Origin of the sequence: Limnohabitans sp. (assembly GCF_034680285.1) — a bacterium.
GTDB lineage: Bacteria > Pseudomonadota > Gammaproteobacteria > Burkholderiales > Burkholderiaceae_C > Limnohabitans_A.
The window spans coordinates 42,256-60,729 of sequence record NZ_JAXITC010000001.1 but is presented as its reverse complement, the minus strand read 5'-3'; the positions used below and the strand labels follow the sequence as shown (position 1 = coordinate 60,729).

Below are 18,474 nucleotides of genomic sequence, written 5' to 3'. Positions count from 1 at the left end.
TGTCTGTGAAAAGATGTGTGTGAAATCTCCAGCGACAATCGCCGCATGCAAACTGGCCAACTCTGGGACATCTTCTGCACCGTCATCGACAACCACGGCGACCTGGGCGTGTGCTGGCGTCTGACGCGCCAGTTGCGCGACGCTGGCCAGCGCGTGCGCCTGTGGGTAGACGACGCCTCGGCCCTGGCCTGGATGGCCCCCACCGCCCACCAAGAGCCTGGCATTGAGGTACGGCCGTGGGCCGATGCCAGCCAAGCCAGTACCCTGCAAGCGCTGCCTCCGGCGGATGTCTGGGTTGAAGCCTTTGGCTGCGACATCCCTGAAGCCTTGGTGGCGCACGCTGTAGCCACCCGAGCGGAACAACCCAGGTGGATCAATCTCGAATACCTGAGTGCCGAAGACTGGGTGCCACGCATGCACCAGCTGCCTTCGCCCATCATGAGCAGCCCGGCCAAGGGCTGGACCAAGACCTTCTTTTACCCCGGCTTCACACCAGACACGGGCGGCCTGCTGCGCGAGGCCGACCTGCTGGCAAGGCAACAACGCTTTGACCGCATGGCATGGCGTGAACAACATGCCCCTAATCTGCCGCCGAACGGCCTCCTGATCAGCCTGTTCTGCTACGAACCCGCCGCCCTGCCCCAGCTGCTGGCCCAACTGGTGGGAACACCCCATCACCTGCTGGTCACCCCGGGCCGCCCACTGGCGGCGGTTCAGCAAGCACTGGCCAGCATGGCCGAGCAACCAAACTGGAGCGCCCTGCCCTACACCGACCAAAACGGCTTTGACGAAATGCTCTGGGCCTGCGACCTCAACTTTGTGCGCGGCGAAGACTCGCTGGTACGGGCTCTGTGGGCAGGCCAGCCCTTTATCTGGCACATCTACCCACAAGACGACAACGCGCACCACGCCAAGCTGGAGGCGTTTCTGAATTGCATACAGGCCCCGGAAAGCTTGCGCAAGGCGCAACGGGTTTGGAATGGTGTCGAAGCCCGTGAATGGCCCGTAATTGACTCCAACTTGCTGGCAGACTGGTCAACCTCCACACAAGCGGCAAGGCAGTCGCTTTTTCAGCAGCACGACTTGGTGCGCCAATTGATAGTGCATGTGGCAAACACCGCCTCCACAGATTGACTGGGTTCTTATCCGGCTAAACGGCTATCACCAGGCATGTTCATATCTGGCCCCTCACATATAGAACTGACATCCTCCTTGATAATCCTGACCCATGACTCTGATTGACACCCTCTTCCCCCTGGGCTGGCAGCACTACCTGCTGGGCGGGCTCACCATTGGCGCTGGCGTGGCGCTGCTGTATTTTTTCAACGGCTGGGTGGGCGGCATGAGTTCCGTCTTTTCCAGCAGTTGGTCGTTCGTCTCGAAACGGGCGTTTTTCCAGCAAGCGCGCTTTGTCAGCACACGCAACTGGCGACTGGTTTACGCGCTGGGCGTGGTGCTGGGGGCGCTGGTTTGGCGGTTCACGCTGGCGAGCGGCGAGGCGCAGCACACCAGCGTGCCCGCTTGGCAGCTGCTGGTGGGCGGCTTTTTGGTGGGCTACGGTGCCCGCTTGGGCAATGGCTGCACATCGGGCCACGGCATTTGCGGCCTGGGCTCGTTGCAACTGCCTTCGCTGGGCGCGGTGCTCACCTTCATGGCCACCGCTTTCATGACCGCCAACGTGATGGCCTGGAGCCTCGCATGAACAATCTGAATCCTCACACCCTGACCCTGCCCAAAGCACTGGTCACCCTGATCGCCGGGGCCTTGTTTGGCTTTGGCCTGTCGCTAGCCACCATGGTGCAGCCCGACGTGGTTTTGAGCTTTTTGCGCTTTCAGGACTGGGGTCTGATGCTGGTCATGGGCGGCGCGGCGGGCTTGGCCATGGTCGCGTACAAAGGATTTCCGCGTTGGCTGCGCCGCCCTTTGTTGGGCGGTCAGTTCCTGACGCAACCGGCCAACTGGAACCGCCAAACCGTGATCGGTTCGGCCATTTTTGGCGTAGGCTGGGGATTGTCTGGCGTGTGCCCCGGCCCCGCGATTGCGGCCTTGGGCACGGGCAATATGGACATTTTGTGGGCCTTGGGCGGCATTGTTTTGGGCGCTTTGGCCCATGGCCTGACAGCGCGGGACTGAACGGGTCTGAGCGCCCGCAGGCTCCATCGGTCGAAAACCAAGCCCCACAGGTTAGAATAATGGGCTTGGCCTCAAGCCACCCCCTTTCATTTCAGACTCTATTCCTATGAAAACCGCTCAAGAAATCCGCGTTGGCAACGTCATCATGCACGGCAAAGACCCCATGGTCGTCCTGCGCACCGAATATCAGCGTGGCGGTCGTGGCTCGTCCACTGTCCGCATGAAGCTCAAAAGCCTGATCGCCAACTTCGGTACTGAAGTGGTTTTTCGTGCCGACGACAAGATGGACCAGGTCATTCTGGACAAAAAAGAGTGCACCTACTCTTACTTCGCAGACCCCATGTACGTTTGCATGGACACCGAGTTCAACCAGTACGAAGTCGAAGCCACCAACATGGGCGACGCTTTGAACTACCTCGAAGACGGCATGGAACTCGAAGTGGTGTTCTACAACGAGAAAGCCATCTCTGTTGAATTGCCCACCAGCGTCGTGCGCGAGATCACTTGGACCGAGCCAGCCGTCAAAGGCGACACTTCCGGAAAAGTGCTCAAGCCCGCCAAGATCGCCACCGGCATGGAAGTGCCTGTGCCTTTGTTCGTGAGCCAAGGCGACAAAATCGAGATCGACACCCGCACCGGCGAATACCGCAAGCGCGTCTGATCTTCCGATCGAGCCCCCCGAGAAAGCCCCGCAAGGGGCTTTTTTTATGACCCATGCACAATGAACGCATGCCCAACAAACCGAACCTTCAAGACTCCACTTTGGCCCACGCTTGGGCGGATTTGCAAAACGAGTCCCCCACCAGCGATTGGATGCAGCCGCAGGCTCACCGCTTGGCGTTTGCCGATCCGGAATTTTTATTGCGCCGGGAAACCCGTGGCATCCGGTTCCAGCTGGAAATGCTCAAACCTGATCTGGCCCAAGCCGAGGCTGGTATCGAGCACACGGTGGTGGTGTTTGGCAGCGCCCGCTTCGTCGATCGAGAAAGCGCCGCGGCAAGCCTGAAAGACGCACTTCAAAAGGGTCAAGCTCAGGCGATTGCCAAAGCGCAAGCCTTGGTCCGCAATGCCGAGCATTATGAAAATGCCCGGATTTTTGCCCAAATGGTGGCCCGCTCCTGCGCTTGTTTGCCTCAGCATGAACAGCTATTCATCTGCACAGGCGGCGGCCCCGGCATCATGGAAGCCGCCAACCGGGGGGCGTCAGAGGTTGGGGCCTTGTCGGTGGCCCTGAACATCGCCCTGCCCCACGAACAACAACCTAATGCGTATGTGACGCCTGGCCTGAGCTTCAAATTCCATTATTTTGCGCTGCGCAAAATGCACTTCATGATGCGGGCCAAAGCCTTGGTGGCATTTCCGGGTGGATTTGGCACTCTCGACGAGTTGTTTGAAGTGGTGACATTGGTCCAAACCCGCAAATCCAAGCCCGTGCCGATTTTGTTGTTTGGCAGCGATTACTGGCAGCGCTTGCTCAACCTGGACCTGCTGGTGGAGGAAGGCATGATCTCTGCCGCCGATGTGAATTTGTTCAAGTACGTGGACACACCCGAAGCGGCTTGGCAAGCGATTTGCGATTTTTATCAGCTCAAGGTGTCGTGATGCTGGGCGGCGTGGTCCGGCCGCAAGTGCCAGGCCGCACGAGACCCTGTTCCGACCGCCGCACCCACCACCCAAAAAACCGGGGCGACACCCGCCACTGCGCCCGCTGCGCCAAACAGCATGGGCATGAGCACGCTGGACGCGTTGATGCTCATCAGTCGCAGGCCCAGCGCCTCACCTTGCCTGTGCGGTGGGGTGATCTGATGCAAGGTGCTCATGATCATGGGCTGCACCGTGCCCAAAACCAGACCCAACAAAACCGAGCACACCAGCATCGAGCCCGCAGTGGGCATCAAGGGGTACAGCGCGAACAACAGACCCGTGCAGAGCATCGCGGCGGTGATGATCTGGTGCTCTTTAACGTGGCGGGAGATGAAGGGCAAACACACCCGGATGAAGGCCGCAGCCAACGCGAACGCCCCCAAAATGCCGCCGACCACCGAGGCGCTGTAACCCCGCTCATGACCGAGTACCGGCACCACAAAGGTGTGGACGTCCCAGCACGATGACAGCAACCAATTGACACCCAGCAAACGCCGCATCAGAGGTTCGGCCAACAAATCCAAGGCGCGCCGAGGCGGTTCATTGGCCAACTCATGCGACAGCGGTGACTCGGGCACAAGTCGCACACAGACCCAGGTGAACAGCGGAAACACCGCCATCAGTAGAAAAGCCCATCGGAACCCCAACTCGTCGGCAGCGACTGGGCCCGCGTAGTCGATCAGCAAACCAGCCATCACCGGGCCGACGAAATTCGACACCGCCGGGCCCAAAGACAACCAGCTGAAAGCGACTTTGAGTGCCGCCGGGTCTTTGGCCATGCGCCCCACATGGCGCTGCAGGGCAATCACGGCCATGCCCGTTGCACCACCCGCCGCCAAAGCACTCAAACACATCACCGGAAAAATAGGCCACAGCGCCGACAACAAAACGCCGGAAGCAGCCAAAACCACGCTGATGCGAAGAAGTTTTTGCAAGCCGCGGCGGTCGCTGTAGCGGCCAGCGGGCAAGGCCAAGAACATGGGTGCCAATGCAAACAAGGCCAACAAAGCGCCCACCGCCACAGCACTGAACCCCTGTTTAAGGGCGAGCAAGGGGATCGCCATGCGGGCACCCGCCATGCAAGCGTGCAAAAACATTTGGCCTGCGATCAAGCGGGCCAAATCGGGCGTCACGCGCTTTCCTCTTCGGGCAAGTCTGGGCCCCCGGGCAAAAGGGCCTGGGCCTGTGAGTCAGGCAGAGCGTCCACCTGCCGCAGGGCTCGGCTCATGACGTTGCTACGGGTTTGCGCTTGGTCCAGTGTGTTGAGCACGGTCTGCGTCTGGTTGCGTACTTTGGAAAGCACATCGCCAAACTTGCCAAACTCGGTCTTGACAGCGCCCAGCACCTGCCAGACTTCACTCGAGCGCTTTTCCAGCGCCAAGGTTCTGAAGCCCATTTGCAAGGCGTTGAGCATGGCCATCAAATTGGTGGGCCCCGCCAGCGTCACGCGGTGGTCGCGCTGCAGCGTTTCCATCAGGCCAGGACGGCGCAGCACCTCGGCATAAAGCCCTTCAGTCGGCAAGAACATCACCGCAAAGTCGGTGGTGTGCGGCGGCTCCAGGTACTTTTCGGCAATTGATTTGGCTTCAAGCTTGATGCGTGTCTCGAGGGCCTTGGCGCACAACTCGGCTTGCACCGGGTCTGCCCGACCTTGGGCTTCGAGCAAACGCTCATAGTCCTCGTTGGGGAACTTGGCGTCGATCGGCAGCCACACGGGCTGGCCACTGTCAGAACGTCCCGGCAGGCGAATCGCAAAGTCCACCCGGTTTTTGTCGCCTGGCTTGGTGGCCACTTGCACCGCATATTGCTCGGGCGTCAGCACCTGCTCGAGCAGCGAGGCCAGCTGAGCCTCGCCGAACATGCCACGGGTTTTGACGTTGGTCAGCAGGTGTTTCAGATCGCCCACGCCTTGCGCCAGGTTGTGCATTTCGCCCAAACCTTTGTGCACTTGCTCCAGGCGCTCGGCCACTTGTTTGAAGCTCTCGCCCAAGCGGGCTTGCAAGGTGGCTTGCAACTTTTCGTCCACCGTCTGGCGCATTTCGTCCAGTTTGGCGGCATTGCTTTGCTGCAGCTGCGACAGCTGGGTTTCCATGGTGCCGCGCATCTCGGTCAGGCGGCGGGCGTTGGCTTCAGACAGCGCATTGACCTGCTGGGCCAGGCTGTCGGTCAGGCTTTTTTGCAGCAAGGCCAGCTGCTGGGCCAGTGCGTCAATTTGCTGGTTTTGGGTGCGGGTGGCTTCGGCACTTTGCTGCAGCAGTGATTGCTGGAAGAGCGTGAGCGTTTGCATGGCTTCTTGACGACCCTGCACGCCGGACTGGGCAATCTCGGTGCGAAGTTCGCGCTCCAAACGCTCAGTCTGGGACAGCAGTGCAGCAAACTGCTGTTGCTGCCAAGCGGCCTGTGCGGCCACTTCTTCCGTCTGACGCGCCGGTGCCGCTTTGAAACGAAGCCACAAAAACACCAAAACAAACAGATTCAGACCGCCGAGGGCCAGAAGCGCTGGCAACACCCAATCGCTCATGCAGCCGGGCCTGTCAAGGTGTTCAGAGGTGTCAGGGCTTGGCCACGGGTCAAGTAAGCCATCAAGTTGTCCGCCGCGAGCTGCGCCATGGCCTTGCGGGTTTTGACCGTGCTGCTGGCAATGTGGGGCGTGAGCACCACATTCGGGACTTTCAGCAAGTCGGGGGGCACCGAGGGCTCGCCCTCAAACACATCCAGACCTGCGGCCGCAATTTGGCCTGCAGCCAAGGCCTTGGCCAAGGCCGCGTCGTCCACAATGCCGCCGCGTGCAATATTGACCAAGGTGGCTGTGGGTTTCATCTGCGCCAGTTCGGCCGCACCGATGGTGTGGTGCGACTCGGCGCTGTAGGGCACGACCAGCATGACGTGGTCCGCGGTTTGCAGCAGCTCTTGCTTGGACACATAAGTGGCCTTGCACTCGGCTTCCAAATCGGCACTCAGACGGCTGCGGTTGTGATAAATCACCTTCATGCCAAAGCCATGCGCCGCCCGGCGGGCAATGCCCTGACCGATGCGGCCCATGCCCATGATGCCAAGGGTTGAGCCATGCACCTCGGCCCCGGCGAACATGTCGTAACTCCACTTTTTCCACAAACCGGCACGCAAATAGTGCTCGCTCTCGGTCACGCGACGGGCCGTGGCCATGAGCAGGGCAAAACCAAAGTCAGCGGTGGTTTCGGTCAGCACATCGGGGGTGTTGCTTGCCTGCACACCTGCGGCGGTCATGGCGGGCACGTCAAAGTTGTTGAAGCCCACCGCCATGTTGGCCACGATTTTCAGCTGGGGGTTGGCCTGCAGGAGCGCCGCGTCGATGCGCTCGCTGCCTGTGGTCAGGGCCCCCACTTTGCCCTGCATGCGGCGGGTCAGCTCTGCAGCAGACCAGACCTCGTCGGCCTGATTGCTCTCGACTTCGAACACCTGCGCCAAAGACTGCAGGACCTCGGGGAAGATGGCGCGGGCCACCAGAATGGCAGGTTTAGTCATTATCGGAACCAGATGAAACTCATGACAACAAACAGGGGCACCAGAATGCATCCCGACCAGAGCATGTAGCCAAAGAAGCTGGGCATTTTCACGCCACGATCTTCGGCAATCGCCTTGACCATCAGGTTGGGCGCATTGCCAATGTAGCTGTTGGCGCCCATGAACACGGCACCTGCAGAAATGGCGGCGAGCGTCGGGGCCAGTGTGGTCATCAAAACCTGCGGGTCACCACCAGCGGTGTTGAAGAACACCAAATAAGTGGGTGCATTGTCCAAGAAGGAGCTGAGCAAGCCTGTGATCCAGAAATACATCATCACATCCGGACCGCCATCGGGTTTGGTGACCGCTTGGACGACCGCGCCGAATGGGCCATTCACGCCCGCCTTGAGCATGGCGATGACCGGGATGATGGTCAGGAAAATGCCCGCGAACAACTTGGCCACTTCGGCCATGGGCCCCCAGCTGAATTGGTTGTCTGCATGTACCTGCGTGGGCGTGATCTTGAGGGACAAGAACGTCACGGCCAGCAAGCCAACATCGCGCAAGACACCAGGCAAACCGACTTCGGTGCCGTAGATGTTGAACGACACAGGCGATTTCCAGAAGCCACTCATCAACACCAAGCCCACCACCGCAGCCAACAGCCAGAAGTTGATGGCCCCGTCAAAGCCAATCGCTTTGGAATCGGGGGTCGGGTCTTGTGGCAACAACTCTTCGCGGCGGTGGTAGAACCAGGAATCCAGTGCAAAGAAGATGGCCAGCAAGCTGCCCACCAAGAACAGTGTCTCGGGGAAGATGGTTTTGATGGTCCAGAAGAAGTCAACGCCCTTCAAGAAGCCCAAAAACAAGGGGGGGTCGCCCAAAGGCGTCAACGAGCCACCCGCGTTGGAGACGATGAAGATGAAAAACACCACCACATGCGCCACATGTTTGCGGTTGTCGTTGGCGCGGATCAGCGGCCGAATCAGCAGCATGGACGCACCCGTGGTCCCCATGAAGCTGGCGAGCACGGCCCCAATGGCCAAAATGGCAGTGTTCAGGCCCGGGCTGCCGTGCAGATTGCCACGGATAAAAATGCCACCCGACACGGTGAACAAAGCCGTCAGCAAGATGATGAAGGGGATGTATTCGGCAAACAGAGCATGCACTGTGCTCACGCCTGCTGCAGCGGGGCCGAACATCAGCGCAAATGGCACGAGGAACGCCAAGCCCCAGGCCGCGGCCACTTTGCCGTAATGGTGGTGCCAGAAATGGGGCACCAGCAAAGGCATCAAAGCAATGGACAGCAAAATGCCTGCAAAGGGCACTCCCCACATCACCGACAACTGAGCACCATCTAAATCAGCGGCAAAAGCGCCGCCTGACCCCAAAAAAAGCGGCAAAGCCAGCCAAGCGGTCCACCGCATACCCCATCGCGTCATCGTTCAAATCTCCTATTTATAGCTGCCGTATGTTAACGGGGCAGCTGCACCGTTCAGGTGCTTGGGTTGATCTCAAAAACCTGGCGCAAATAGGCCAGATACTTTTCGTCATCACACATACCCTTACCAGGTGTGTCTGACAGTTTGGCCACAGGCTGGCCGTTGCAGCGGGTCATCTTGATGACAATTTGCAACGGCTCATAGCCCAGGTCATTCGTCAGGTTGGTGCCCACGCCAAAAGCGAGCTGGCACCGCCCTCTGAATTGCTCGAACAATTCGATGGTTCGAGGAATCGTCAAGCCGTCGCTGTAAATCAGTGTCTTGGTTTTCGGGTCCACCCGGTTTTGCTGGTAGTGCGCGATCATGCGCTCGCCCCAACTGAATGGGTCACCACTGTCGTGGCGGGCACCGTCGAACAATTTGCAGAAGTACAGGTCAAAGTCGCGCAAAAAGGCATTGAACCCGTACACATCACTCAAGGCGATGCCCAAGTCCCCTCGGTATTCTTTGGCCCACGACTCGAAGGCAAAAATTTGGCTGTCCCTCAAGCGCGGCCCCAAAGCTTGGCAGGCCTGGAGGTACTCGTGCGCCATGGTGCCCAGCGGGGTCAGCCCCAACAAATAAGCGAAATACACATTGCTGGTACCCGCAAACTGGCCACTGGGGCCTGTGCCCAAACGCGCGGACAACACGCGCAACACTTCTTCGTGCCAGGCACGGGAAAAGCGTCGGCGGGTGCCGTAATCGGCAATCTTGAGGGTTTCAAGGCCCGGCGCTTTGAGCTGGGCAATTTTGGTGTCGAGGCGATGGCGGCCTTCCATCAGGTCGGGCACTTTTTGGGTGTTGCGGAAAAAGACCTCGTTCACGATGGCCAGCACCGGGATTTCAAAAAGAATCGTGTGCAGCCACGGTCCTTGAATGGTGATGTCGATTTCACCGGAAGGCAGCGCGGTGACCTGGATGCATTTTTCATTGAGCTTGAACAGCCCCAAAAAATCAACAAAATCACTTTTAATGAAACGCAGAGAGCGCAGGTACTGCAGCTCGGTTTCCTTGAAGCTCAAAGAACACAGAGAGCGGATCTCTTGCCGAATCTCGTCGACAAAAGGTGCCAAAGGCACGCCCGGATTGCGGCATTTGAACTTGTAGTCCACCTGCGCACCAGGAAACTGGTGCAGCACCACCTGCATCATGGTGAATTTGTACAGGTCGGTATCGAGCAGACTGGTGATGATCATGGTGTATTGTCTCTGGCGGCTGAGGCCGCTCGTTGTTGTCAGGCAGTGTAAGGGATGCATACCCCGCACATCCGGGTCCGTCAAGGGTCAAGCCGCCCCAGCCATCCGCCCACTGGTCAACACCAAAACCCGTTGCGCATGCCGGGCCAAGATGTTGTTTTGCTCGGCCACCAGCATGGCCACGCCCTCACGCGCCAGCTGCAGCAGGGCGTCGCGCATGGCCGCCACGAGCACCGGTGAAATACCCTCACAAGGTTCGTCCAGCAGCAGCAGGCGCGGGCCGGTCATCAGGGTGCGGGCCAGCGCCAGCATTTGCTGTTCACCCCCGCTCATTTGGCTGGCCGGGCGGTGCAGCATGGTCTGGAGCTGCGGGAACAAGGCCATCACCCGGTCAAAGCGCTGCGCGGGCGTGTCCAGAGCGCTTGAACCCGAGGGTGCAGCGATCCACAGGTTTTCTTTGACCGTCAAAGCCGTGAACAAACGCCGGTCTTCGGCCACAAAACCCAGCCCCGCTTGGGCGCGGCGGTGCGCGGGCCAGGCTTGGATGGGTTCGTTTTGCCAAGTAATTCGGCCTTGCGCCCGGGGGCCAAAGCCGATCAGGCTTTGCAGCAGTGTGGATTTACCAGCGCCATTCAAGCCCTGAATGACGACCAGCTCGCCCTCGCCCACCGACAAACTCACGTCGAACAAGGCTTGGGCTTGGCCATACCAGGCGTTCAGGCCTTCAACGGTCAGCATCGCGCAGGCCTTTCGCATCGGTAATCTCCTTGGCATTCGGATCAAAATCCAGCCCCAGATAGCGCTCGCGCACCTGCGGGTCTTGCGCCACCACCTCGGGCAGGCCGTCGGCCACCAAGCGGCCTTGCATCAGCACCAGCACCCTGTCTGCCACGCCAAACACGGCGTCCATGTTGTGCTCGGTGTAAAGCACCGTCACGCCTTGCGAGGCCACCTGCCGCACCAGCGCCATCATGTCGGCCCGCTCGGCGAGCGCCAGCCCGGCAGCGGGCTCGTCCAGAAGCAGCAATGACTGGGCTGAGTGTGCACCTTGGTCTGCCACAGCATCAGTCACAGCGTCGGGCAAGCCCGCCAGTGCCATGGCCAGCTCCAAGCGTTTTTTCGCGCCATAAGGCAAATCGGCCACGGTGGCGTGGGCTTGGTCTTGCAAGCCTGCTTGGTCGGCGAGCCGCATCGCCCGCTCAGGCTGGCGGCTATCCAGACGGTCCCACCAGGCCAGTGGCGCAGCGCCGCGCAGCACCAGCTGGATGTTTTGCAGAACAGTGAGGGCCTCGAAGGTTTGCGCCACCTGAAAGGTGCGGGCCACGCCCAGGCGCTGGCGCTCGGCGGGTGGCTTGCCCAAAAGCGATTGACCTTGCCACAGCACTTCGCCCGCCGTGGGTACTTGCTGGCCCGCCAAGCAGGCAAAACTGGTCGACTTGCCCGCGCCGTTGGGCCCGATCAGGGCCACGCATTGGCCTGCGGGCACAGAGAAGTTCACACCGTCCAGCGCCCGGACACCACCAAAATGCTTGGCCAAACCGTTGACCTGCAAAACTGTTTGAAGGCTCATGCGCGGCTCCCCTTGGGAGAAGAAAAACGGCTCATCCCCATTTGCAGCCCGCCCAGCACACCACTGGGCGCCAGCACCATCACCAGCATGATCACCAAGCCCAAAACACCGCGCCAATAATCCAGGCCCTGCCCAAGCTCGGCCCCGCCCCAGACCAATAGCGCACTGCCTACAGCCGCGCCCCACAGCTGGTGCACACCGCCCAGCAAGATGACCAACAAAGCGTCCACCGACATGGCCACCGAGGCCACCGACGGAAACACCGCCCCTTTGAAAGCGGCCCACAAGCCCCCAGCCAAACCCGCCAAGGTGGCGCTGCCGACAAACACCTGGTAGCGCAAAGCCTGCACCGGCAAACCACTGGCCGCAGCACGCAGCGGCGCATCACGCAGCCCCTGCAAAGCCGCGCCACGGCTGGACCGAACCACGCGGGCCATGCCCACAATGGCCAAAAGCATGAAGCCGCACAGCAGCGTATCGGCCAAAGCACGCGACTCGGGGGCGATCAAACGCAGGCCGATCAAGCCGTTGTCACCGCCCGTCAATCCCACCCACTGCGTGGCTCCCGCCCAAATCATTTGCGCCAGCGCCAGAGACAGCATGGCCAGGTACACCCCGCTGCTGCGCACCACCAAAGCACCAAACGCCACAGCCACGGCCAGCGCCAGCGCCATGCCCGCGGCCAATGCCGTTGGCAAACCCGCACCCCAGTGCAAGTGCGACAGCGCCGCGCCATAAGCACCCAACGCAAAAAACGCCGCATGGCCAAAACTGACCAGACCGCCCAAAGCCATCATCCACTGCAGGCTCAGGCCAAACAGCATCATCACCATGACGTCTTCTGCCAGGCTGCGGCCGTAATCGCCCTGCCCCCAGGCCAGCAGTGTCAAGCCCACAAAGACGGCTACTAACAGCGCCCGTCCCCAGCCCGCCACCGGCCACAGGGCAAACACCGGCACGCTCTCGCGCAACTCCCCATGTGCGGCCGACCCGGCCAGGCCCTGCGGCCGCCACACCAGCACCACGGCCATGGTCAAAAACACCAGCACCAAAGTCGCTTGCGGGAAGAAGCTCAGGCCCAGCGCATGGATAACGCCTATCAAAACCGCCGCCACAAATGCCCCGCCAATGCTGCCCAGCCCACCCGTGACCACCACCACAAAGGTCTCGACCACCACGTTCACGTCCATTTGCAAGTGCGCCGGCTCGCGCGGCAGTTGCAGCGCCCCAGCAAGCCCCGCCAGGCCGCAGCCCAGCATGACCACCCCCAACATGAGGGGCGCGGGGTTCACGCCCAGGGCGTCCAGCATCTCGCGGTCTTGCGTAGCGGCTTTCACGCGCTGACCCCACAGCGTGCGGGTGAGCAAGAGGTGCAAGCCCAGCCAGACCAGCGGGCCCAGCACCAGGGTGAACAATTGCCAGGTCGGGAAAAACGACTCGCCCAGCTCGATCGCGCCTTTGAGGCCCGGAAAGCGCGGCGCAAAGACCTCTTCGGGGCCAAAAAACCAGCGCATCGCGTCGTGCAGCGCCAGCGTCAAGCCAAAGGTGGCCACCAGTTGGTAGAGCTGCGGCGCGTGGCGCATGCGCTTGAGCAGCAAGACTTCGGTCAACGCCCCCAGCAAGGCCGCCATAAACGCGCCCATCAAGATCACTGCGCCATAGCCCCAAGCGGTGTCCGCCATGCCGGGCCACCAGTTCGTCACCGCATGCGCAGACCACAAAGCGCCCAGCATGAAGAAGCTGCCGTGCGCAAAGTTCACGATTCGGGTCACGCCAAAAATCAGCGTCAGCCCGGAGGCCATCAAGAACAAGGTGGTGGCGTGGCTCAGGCCATTGAGCAGTTGCAGCGCCAGTGCTTCGAATCCCAAACCAGGCCCTTGTCTTTATTGAAGCGCGTTGAGATAAATAGTCAGTCCACCCAGTGGGTGAAGTCTTGCGCTGGCACGCGGGTGGTCTCGAAGGTGTTGACCAGCGCTGACTCGTCGGCATAGCCCAGCGACATGCCGCAGACCACCATTTCGTTGTCACCCGCGCCCACCAGCGGCAAGATGATTTTGGAAAAGCCGTTCCAAGCCGCTTGCGGGCAGGTGTGCAGGCCCCGCGAGCGGGCGGCCACCATGATGCTTTGCAAAAACATGCCGTAGTCGAGCAAACTGCCCCGGCCCATGACTTTGTCGATGGTGAAGATCAGGCCCACAGGCGCATCAAAAAAGCGGAAGTTTTTCTGATGCTGAGCGTGCATCATGGCCTTGTCGCCCTTGCCGATGCCCAGCACCCCATACAGGCCAAAACCGCACTCGCGGCGGCGGTCGATGTAGGGGCTGACCCATTTTTCGGGGTAATAGTCATAAGACTCGGCGTATTCAGACGCCAGCGCGGGGTTGGCGCTGATGGCGTCGTGTGCGGCGCAGGTCTTGGCCACCAGCTCGTCGCGCTTGGCACCCTGCAGCACATAGACCTTCCAGGGCTGGGTGTTGGTGCCGCTGGGCGAGCGGGCCGCAACGCTCAGCACTTCTTGCAAAACGCTGCGCTCCACCGCTTGGGGCAAATAAGCGCGGGCCGAAAAGCGGCTGAGGATGGCCGCGTCCACGCTGGCGGGGTCGTTCACGCGGGTGCTGACCTGGGGTCCGATGTCCAAAATGCTCATGTCAATGTCTCCAAAAATGCTTTGAGTGCGGCCGGCAATGGCACCGGGCGGCGGGTCTCGCGGTCCACGTACACATGCACAAAATGGCCTCGGGCGGCGGTCAGTTCTTCGCCTTGGGCGAACAGGCCCACCTCATAGCGCACGCTGGAGGTGCCCAGCTTGGCCACACGGATGCCTGCGTCAATGGTTTGCGGAAAAGCCAGCGGCGCGAAGTAAAAACACTGGGTTTCCACCACCAAACCAATCGTTCTGCCCGCGTGGATGTCGAGCACGCCCTGCTCAATCAGGGTGGCATTCACAGCGGTGTCGAACCAGCTGTAGTACACCACGTTGTTCACATGGCCATAGACATCGTTGTCCATCCAGCGCGTGCTGATGGCGCGAAAGGCCTTGTAACTGCTGCGTTTGTCCGGCTGTGCTTTGGCAGAGGGGGTGGCTGGGGTGTTCATGGCCCGAGATTGTGCCAGCGTTGCCAATAGCCCAAAGCCACATCCCAGGTCTGCATTTGCACCTGCACGGTGGTCTCAATGTCATGGCCGTAGCCCCCACCCATGCACATGACCACCGGAAGCCTGCGCTGCCAGGCCCAGTCCAGCACCACCCGGTCACGGGCTTGCATGCCGTCCAAGGTGAGCTTGAGTCGCCCCAGTCGGTCTGCCTCGTGCGGATCGGCGCCCGCCAGATAAATCACCAAATCCGGATCAAACCGATCTTGAAGGGTTTGCAGCGACTGGTGCAAGGCCGCCAAATAAGGCTCATCGGTGCAGCCGTCCGGCAAACCCACATCCAAATCACTGGCCTCTTTGCGAAATGGGAAGTTTTTTTCGCCATGTAGCGACAGGGTGAACACAGTCGGGTCGCCAGCAAACACATGGGCCGTCCCATTGCCTTGGTGCACATCCAAATCAATCACCGCCACTTTCATGTGTTGGCGGTGGTGCCGCCAAGCCTCGGCCTGCATCAGGCGTGCAGTCACAGCGATGTCGTTGAACACACAAAAGCCCCCTCCCTTGTGCGCATAGGCGTGGTGCGTGCCGCCCGCCAGGTTGCCGGCCACGCCCTGCACCAACGCATCGCGGGCTGCAGCCACAGTGGCCCCCACCGATCGGCGCGCCCGCTCGGCCATGGCCGGGCTCCATGGGAAACCGATCTCGCGCTGCAAAGCGGCGTCCAGAGTCCCTGTGACCACACCTTGGATGTAGGCGGGTGTGTGCACCAAGGCCAGTTCCCCATCGCTGGCTGCGGGGGCTTCGCGCATGACCACACCAGGAAGCTCTTGGGTGAGGCGGTCGCGCAAGCGGCTGTACTTGCGCATCGGAAACCGGTGGCCCTCTGGCAAAGGCAAAACAAAGTGGTCGGCGTAATAGGCGTGCATTCTTAAAGGTGCGTGACTTGATCAAGCACAAGGCGATTCTAGAAAGCTCTCTCTAAACTGAGCAGCGAGCAGGTCCATCCCCTTGCAATACCCCGTGGAAACCCTAAAATTCAAATCATGCTGCACTGCAACAAAGTTGTATGGCCCCGGCCAGTTTCGGCGCAGTCTCTTTGAAACCAAACTTTTATCTGGAGATTCTCATGATGACCGCTGAACAAATCGTCGCTTCGCACAAAGCCAATGTGGAAACCCTGTTTGGCCTGACCGCCAAGGCTTTCGAAGGCATGGAAAAACTGGTGGAATTGAACCTCTCCGCTGCCAAAGCTGCTTTGGACGAGTCCGCCAGCAACACCCAATCTGCCCTGAGCGTCAAAGACGCCCAAGAACTGGTGGCCATGCAAGCCAACCTGTTCCAGCCGTTGGCCGAAAAAACCGCTGCTTACAGCCGCCACCTGTACGACATCGCCTCCGGCACCAGCAACGAATTCACCAAAGCCTTCGAATCACAAGCTGCTGCTGCCCAAAAGCAGTTCGCCACCTTGGTGGACACCGCCGCTCAAAACGCCCCAGCCGGCTCTGAGCAAGCCGTGGCCATGATGAAGGGTGCTGTGAATGCCGCCAACACCGCTTTCGAGTCTGTGCAAAAAGCAGTCAAGCAAGCCACTGACCTGGCCGAATCCAACCTGGCTTCGGTGACCCAGTCTGCCGCTCCCAAAGCTGCCAAAAAGAAGTGATTTTTTTGATCCGTACGCGCAACTTTAGGCGCACGGATCTCAAGACAAGTTGTCTCCTCGGATCCTTTTGAATTTCATCAGGGAAACAAGGATCCCTTCAAGGGCCGATCGCAAGATTGGCCCTTTTTTTCTTCTGGGCTGACCGGTTCAGCGGCCCTCTTCAAACTGCGCCATGCGCACTTTCAATGTGGGCAGGGCCGCCCGCATCGCCACCCGTCCGGCCTCTATCGAACGCATCCGGGCGCTGAAGTCAGCACTTTTTACGCCAGTTAAAGTCGGGCGAACCACAAAGTCGGCTTCTTTCAAAGCCAAGGTGTTGATGGTTTTGCCCATGATCGTGAAGGTTTGCATCAGGATTTGAAAAGTATCCGAAGAAGGATTGCCCTCCGGATCGCTGGAGATATCCACCGCGATCACAAAGTTGGCGCCCATCTCACGGGTCTGGCGTACCGGAACAGGGGCCACCAAACCACCGTCCACGTATTCGCGCTCTCCAATGCGCACTGGCTGAAACACCGCTGGCACAGCGCTGGAGGCGCGCACAGCAGCCCCGGTGTTGCCGCGCCGGAACGTGATCGCATCGCCACTTTTCAGGTCGGTGGCTACAATGCCGAGCGGTATTTTCATTTGCTCCAAATTGCGCCCACCCACTTGGGTGTTGACGTAGCGGGCCAATGCTTCTCCGCGCAAAGCACCACGGTTCAGGATGGGCAGCATCCAGTCTGTGATGTCCGCCTCCTGCATGGTTTCGGCCATGCGGGCCAGTTCGGCCGTGCTTTTGCCACTGGCGTACAACGCAGCCACCAAACTCCCTGCGGATGTGCCCACCACATGGCTCGGGCGCAATCCGGCTTCTTCCAGCACCTCGATCACCCCCAGGTGTGCAAAACCTCTGGCAGCGCCACCCCCTAAAGCCAAACCCAATTTCAGCTCTCGCCGCTCCGCCATTGGAGGGCTTTTGACCACGTCGACCGATGGTGATGTCGTTGGCAAGCTGCCGCATCCAGACAGAGCGATCGCTATACAAAGGCCCGCGCCGAAGCGTCCACTCTCAAAAATTTGACGCACAGGGATGTATTTCCCAAGGTTTTTGAGGGACTTGTTGAGAATCGTTCTCATTTGCACTAAACTCTCATCAACTGCACTGGACATCGACATGACTTTCAAAAAAACTTTCTTGGGCTTGACTTGCACGCTGGTCGCCCTGACCACTTGGGCTCAAGACAAAACACTGAACATCTACTCAGCCCGCCACTACCCCACTGACGAGGTGATGTACAGCGACTTCACCAAATCCACCGGCATCAAGATCAACCGCGTGGACGCCGACGATGCCGGTATTCTCGCCCGTCTCAAAGCCGAAGGCACAGCCTCCCCGGCCGACGTGATTTTGCTGGTGGATGCCGCCCGCCTTTGGCGTGCCGAGGTCGAAGGCCTGTTTTTACCGATCAAATCAACTAAGCTCGAGGAAGCCATTCCCGCCAACTTGCGTGCCAAAGCGACCGACAACGGTGGCACAGCCTGGTTTGGCCTGTCCACACGGGCGCGAGTGATTGTGTACGACAAGCTCAAGTTCAGCAAAACTGATGTGGACAGCTACGAAAAGCTGGCCGATGCCAAGTTCAAGGGCAGCCTGTGTATCCGCTCCGGCTCGCACCCCTACAACCTGAGCCTGTTTGGCGCCATGACCGAGCACCTGGGCCCGCAAAAAACCGAAGCCTGGCTCAAAGGCTTGGTGGACAACATGGCCCGCAGCCCCAAAGGCGGTGACACCGATCAGATCAAGGGCGTGGCATCTGGCGAATGCGGCGTGGCCGTGACCAATACCTATTACCTGGCCCGCATGATGCGGTCAAGCAACCCGGCCGACAAAGCTGTGACCGAAAAAATCGGGGTGGTCTTCCCCAACCAAAGCAGCTGGGGCACGCATGTGAACGTGGCCGGTGGCGCTGTCGCCCGTCATGCCAAAAACACCGACAACGCGGTGAAGTTCTTGGAGTACCTGGCCAGCCCGGCTGCGCAAAACCACTTTGCCAATGGCAACAACGAATGGCCCGCCGCCAAAGGCGTGAGCTTTGACAACCCGGCACTTAAAGCCATGACGGGCGGCAGCTTCAAAAGCGAGCTGATCCCGATCAGCGCCGTGGGCATGAACCAGATCAAAGTGCAGCAGATGCTCGACCGGGTGGGCTTCAAGTAATCTAGACA

At 60.0% G+C, this 18,474-nt stretch carries 19 protein-coding genes; 7 read left to right on the top strand and 12 right to left on the bottom strand.

Annotated elements, in window-relative coordinates:
* The first annotated feature begins 45 nt into the window (after positions 1-45).
* From earP to SWE17_RS00290, 5 genes are all read left to right on the top strand, one after another.
* Positions 46-1,134: an elongation factor P maturation arginine rhamnosyltransferase EarP gene (earP, locus tag SWE17_RS00310; protein ID WP_322991146.1), complete on the top strand. Its 1,089-nt coding sequence runs from the start codon at positions 46-48 to the stop codon at positions 1,132-1,134.
* Between the two features lie 94 nt (positions 1,135-1,228).
* Entirely contained in the window at positions 1,229-1,702 is a 474-nt protein-coding gene (locus SWE17_RS00305) for a YeeE/YedE family protein (RefSeq protein WP_322991145.1), read from the top strand.
* Positions 1,699-2,133, top strand: a complete 435-nt coding sequence (locus tag SWE17_RS00300; RefSeq protein WP_322991144.1) for a DUF6691 family protein — start codon at positions 1,699-1,701, stop codon at positions 2,131-2,133. The genes SWE17_RS00305 and SWE17_RS00300 overlap by 4 nt, the downstream gene beginning before the upstream one ends.
* A 106-nt stretch (positions 2,134-2,239) precedes the next feature.
* Positions 2,240-2,794, top strand: coding sequence for an elongation factor P (efp, locus tag SWE17_RS00295; protein WP_283224114.1), 555 nt, complete (start codon positions 2,240-2,242; stop codon positions 2,792-2,794).
* 68 nt (positions 2,795-2,862) lie between these two features.
* Positions 2,863-3,735 carry a TIGR00730 family Rossman fold protein gene (locus tag SWE17_RS00290; protein WP_322991143.1) on the top strand — a complete coding sequence of 291 codons (873 nt, stop codon included), beginning with the start codon at positions 2,863-2,865 and terminating at the stop codon, positions 3,733-3,735.
* Here the strand turns inward: SWE17_RS00290 and SWE17_RS00285 are convergent.
* From SWE17_RS00285 to SWE17_RS00235, 11 genes are all read right to left on the bottom strand, one after another.
* Complete coding sequence (locus SWE17_RS00285) at positions 3,717-4,874, bottom strand: MFS transporter (protein ID WP_416234950.1); 1,158 nt, start codon at positions 4,872-4,874, stop codon at positions 3,717-3,719. The two genes, SWE17_RS00290 and SWE17_RS00285, sit on opposite strands and share 19 nt — an antisense overlap.
* Before the next feature lie 32 nt (positions 4,875-4,906).
* A complete protein-coding gene (locus tag SWE17_RS00280) occupies positions 4,907-6,298 on the bottom strand; it encodes a DNA recombination protein RmuC (RefSeq protein WP_322991141.1) in 1,392 nt (463 codons plus the stop codon).
* Positions 6,295-7,281: a D-glycerate dehydrogenase gene (locus tag SWE17_RS00275; protein WP_322991140.1), complete on the bottom strand. Its 987-nt coding sequence runs from the start codon at positions 7,279-7,281 to the stop codon at positions 6,295-6,297. Before SWE17_RS00275 ends, SWE17_RS00280 begins: the two co-directional genes overlap by 4 nt.
* Positions 7,281-8,702, bottom strand: coding sequence for a sodium:proton antiporter (locus SWE17_RS00270; RefSeq protein ID WP_416234939.1), 1,422 nt, complete (start codon positions 8,700-8,702; stop codon positions 7,281-7,283). The genes SWE17_RS00275 and SWE17_RS00270 overlap by 1 nt, the downstream gene beginning before the upstream one ends.
* A gap of 53 nt (positions 8,703-8,755) precedes the next feature.
* Complete coding sequence (gene pncB / locus SWE17_RS00265; RefSeq protein ID WP_322991139.1) at positions 8,756-9,940, bottom strand: nicotinate phosphoribosyltransferase; 1,185 nt, start codon at positions 9,938-9,940, stop codon at positions 8,756-8,758.
* A gap of 87 nt (positions 9,941-10,027) precedes the next feature.
* Positions 10,028-10,678, bottom strand: coding sequence for an ABC transporter ATP-binding protein (locus SWE17_RS00260; protein WP_322991138.1), 651 nt, complete (start codon positions 10,676-10,678; stop codon positions 10,028-10,030).
* The gene (locus tag SWE17_RS00255) at positions 10,665-11,510 is read right to left on the bottom strand and encodes an ABC transporter ATP-binding protein (RefSeq protein ID WP_322991137.1); all 846 of its coding nucleotides are present in this window, start codon (positions 11,508-11,510) and stop codon (positions 10,665-10,667) included. Before SWE17_RS00255 ends, SWE17_RS00260 begins: the two co-directional genes overlap by 14 nt.
* Positions 11,507-13,378 (bottom strand): ABC transporter permease, encoded by a 1,872-nt coding sequence (locus tag SWE17_RS00250; RefSeq protein ID WP_322991136.1) that lies wholly within the window; start codon positions 13,376-13,378, stop codon positions 11,507-11,509. Before SWE17_RS00250 ends, SWE17_RS00255 begins: the two co-directional genes overlap by 4 nt.
* A 41-nt stretch (positions 13,379-13,419) precedes the next feature.
* Entirely contained in the window at positions 13,420-14,157 is a 738-nt protein-coding gene (locus tag SWE17_RS00245; protein ID WP_322991135.1) for a nitroreductase, read from the bottom strand.
* Entirely contained in the window at positions 14,154-14,606 is a 453-nt protein-coding gene (locus SWE17_RS00240; protein WP_322991134.1) for a thioesterase family protein, read from the bottom strand. The genes SWE17_RS00245 and SWE17_RS00240 overlap by 4 nt, the downstream gene beginning before the upstream one ends.
* On the bottom strand, positions 14,603-15,532 hold the full coding sequence (locus SWE17_RS00235) for a histone deacetylase (protein WP_322991133.1): 930 nt from the start codon (positions 15,530-15,532) through the stop codon (positions 14,603-14,605). The genes SWE17_RS00240 and SWE17_RS00235 overlap by 4 nt, the downstream gene beginning before the upstream one ends.
* A 200-nt stretch (positions 15,533-15,732) precedes the next feature.
* Between SWE17_RS00235 and phaP the strand changes: the two genes are divergently transcribed.
* Entirely contained in the window at positions 15,733-16,266 is a 534-nt protein-coding gene (gene phaP, locus SWE17_RS00230; RefSeq protein WP_322991132.1) for a TIGR01841 family phasin, read from the top strand.
* Positions 16,267-16,413: 147 nt separating this feature from the next.
* On the opposite strand, the gene SWE17_RS00225 is transcribed toward phaP, so the two are convergent.
* Positions 16,414-17,259, bottom strand: coding sequence for a patatin-like phospholipase family protein (locus tag SWE17_RS00225; RefSeq protein WP_416234938.1), 846 nt, complete (start codon positions 17,257-17,259; stop codon positions 16,414-16,416).
* 163 nt (positions 17,260-17,422) lie between these two features.
* Here SWE17_RS00225 and SWE17_RS00220 point away from each other — a divergent pair, with 163 nt between their 5' ends.
* Positions 17,423-18,466 (top strand): extracellular solute-binding protein, encoded by a 1,044-nt coding sequence (locus tag SWE17_RS00220; RefSeq protein WP_322991131.1) that lies wholly within the window; start codon positions 17,423-17,425, stop codon positions 18,464-18,466.
* Positions 18,467-18,474 lie beyond the last annotated feature (8 nt).

Bases quoted from the DNA above. Each gene is read 5' to 3' on its own strand.
- SWE17_RS00260 (WP_322991138.1), bottom strand. From the start codon at position 10,678: ATGCTGACCGTTGAAGGCCTGAACGCCTGGTATGGCCAAGCCCAAGCC.
- SWE17_RS00220 (WP_322991131.1), top strand. From the start codon at position 17,423: ATGACTTTCAAAAAAACTTTCTTGGGCTTGACTTGCACGCTGGTCGCC.
- SWE17_RS00245 (WP_322991135.1), bottom strand. From the start codon at position 14,157: ATGAGCATTTTGGACATCGGACCCCAGGTCAGCACCCGCGTGAACGAC.
- efp (WP_283224114.1), top strand. From the start codon at position 2,240: ATGAAAACCGCTCAAGAAATCCGCGTTGGCAACGTCATCATGCACGGC.
- SWE17_RS00305 (WP_322991145.1), top strand. From the start codon at position 1,229: ATGACTCTGATTGACACCCTCTTCCCCCTGGGCTGGCAGCACTACCTG.
- SWE17_RS00275 (WP_322991140.1), bottom strand. From the start codon at position 7,281: ATGACTAAACCTGCCATTCTGGTGGCCCGCGCCATCTTCCCCGAGGTC.
- SWE17_RS00235 (WP_322991133.1), bottom strand. From the start codon at position 15,532: ATGCACGCCTATTACGCCGACCACTTTGTTTTGCCTTTGCCAGAGGGC.
- SWE17_RS00300 (WP_322991144.1), top strand. From the start codon at position 1,699: ATGAACAATCTGAATCCTCACACCCTGACCCTGCCCAAAGCACTGGTC.
- SWE17_RS00255 (WP_322991137.1), bottom strand. From the start codon at position 11,510: ATGAGCCTTCAAACAGTTTTGCAGGTCAACGGTTTGGCCAAGCATTTT.
- SWE17_RS00280 (WP_322991141.1), bottom strand. From the start codon at position 6,298: ATGAGCGATTGGGTGTTGCCAGCGCTTCTGGCCCTCGGCGGTCTGAAT.
- SWE17_RS00290 (WP_322991143.1), top strand. From the start codon at position 2,863: ATGCCCAACAAACCGAACCTTCAAGACTCCACTTTGGCCCACGCTTGG.
- phaP (WP_322991132.1), top strand. From the start codon at position 15,733: ATGATGACCGCTGAACAAATCGTCGCTTCGCACAAAGCCAATGTGGAA.
- pncB (WP_322991139.1), bottom strand. From the start codon at position 9,940: ATGATCATCACCAGTCTGCTCGATACCGACCTGTACAAATTCACCATG.
- SWE17_RS00270 (WP_416234939.1), bottom strand. From the start codon at position 8,702: ATGACGCGATGGGGTATGCGGTGGACCGCTTGGCTGGCTTTGCCGCTT.
- SWE17_RS00285 (WP_416234950.1), bottom strand. From the start codon at position 4,874: ATGTTTTTGCACGCTTGCATGGCGGGTGCCCGCATGGCGATCCCCTTG.
- SWE17_RS00240 (WP_322991134.1), bottom strand. From the start codon at position 14,606: ATGAACACCCCAGCCACCCCCTCTGCCAAAGCACAGCCGGACAAACGC.
- earP (WP_322991146.1), top strand. From the start codon at position 46: ATGCAAACTGGCCAACTCTGGGACATCTTCTGCACCGTCATCGACAAC.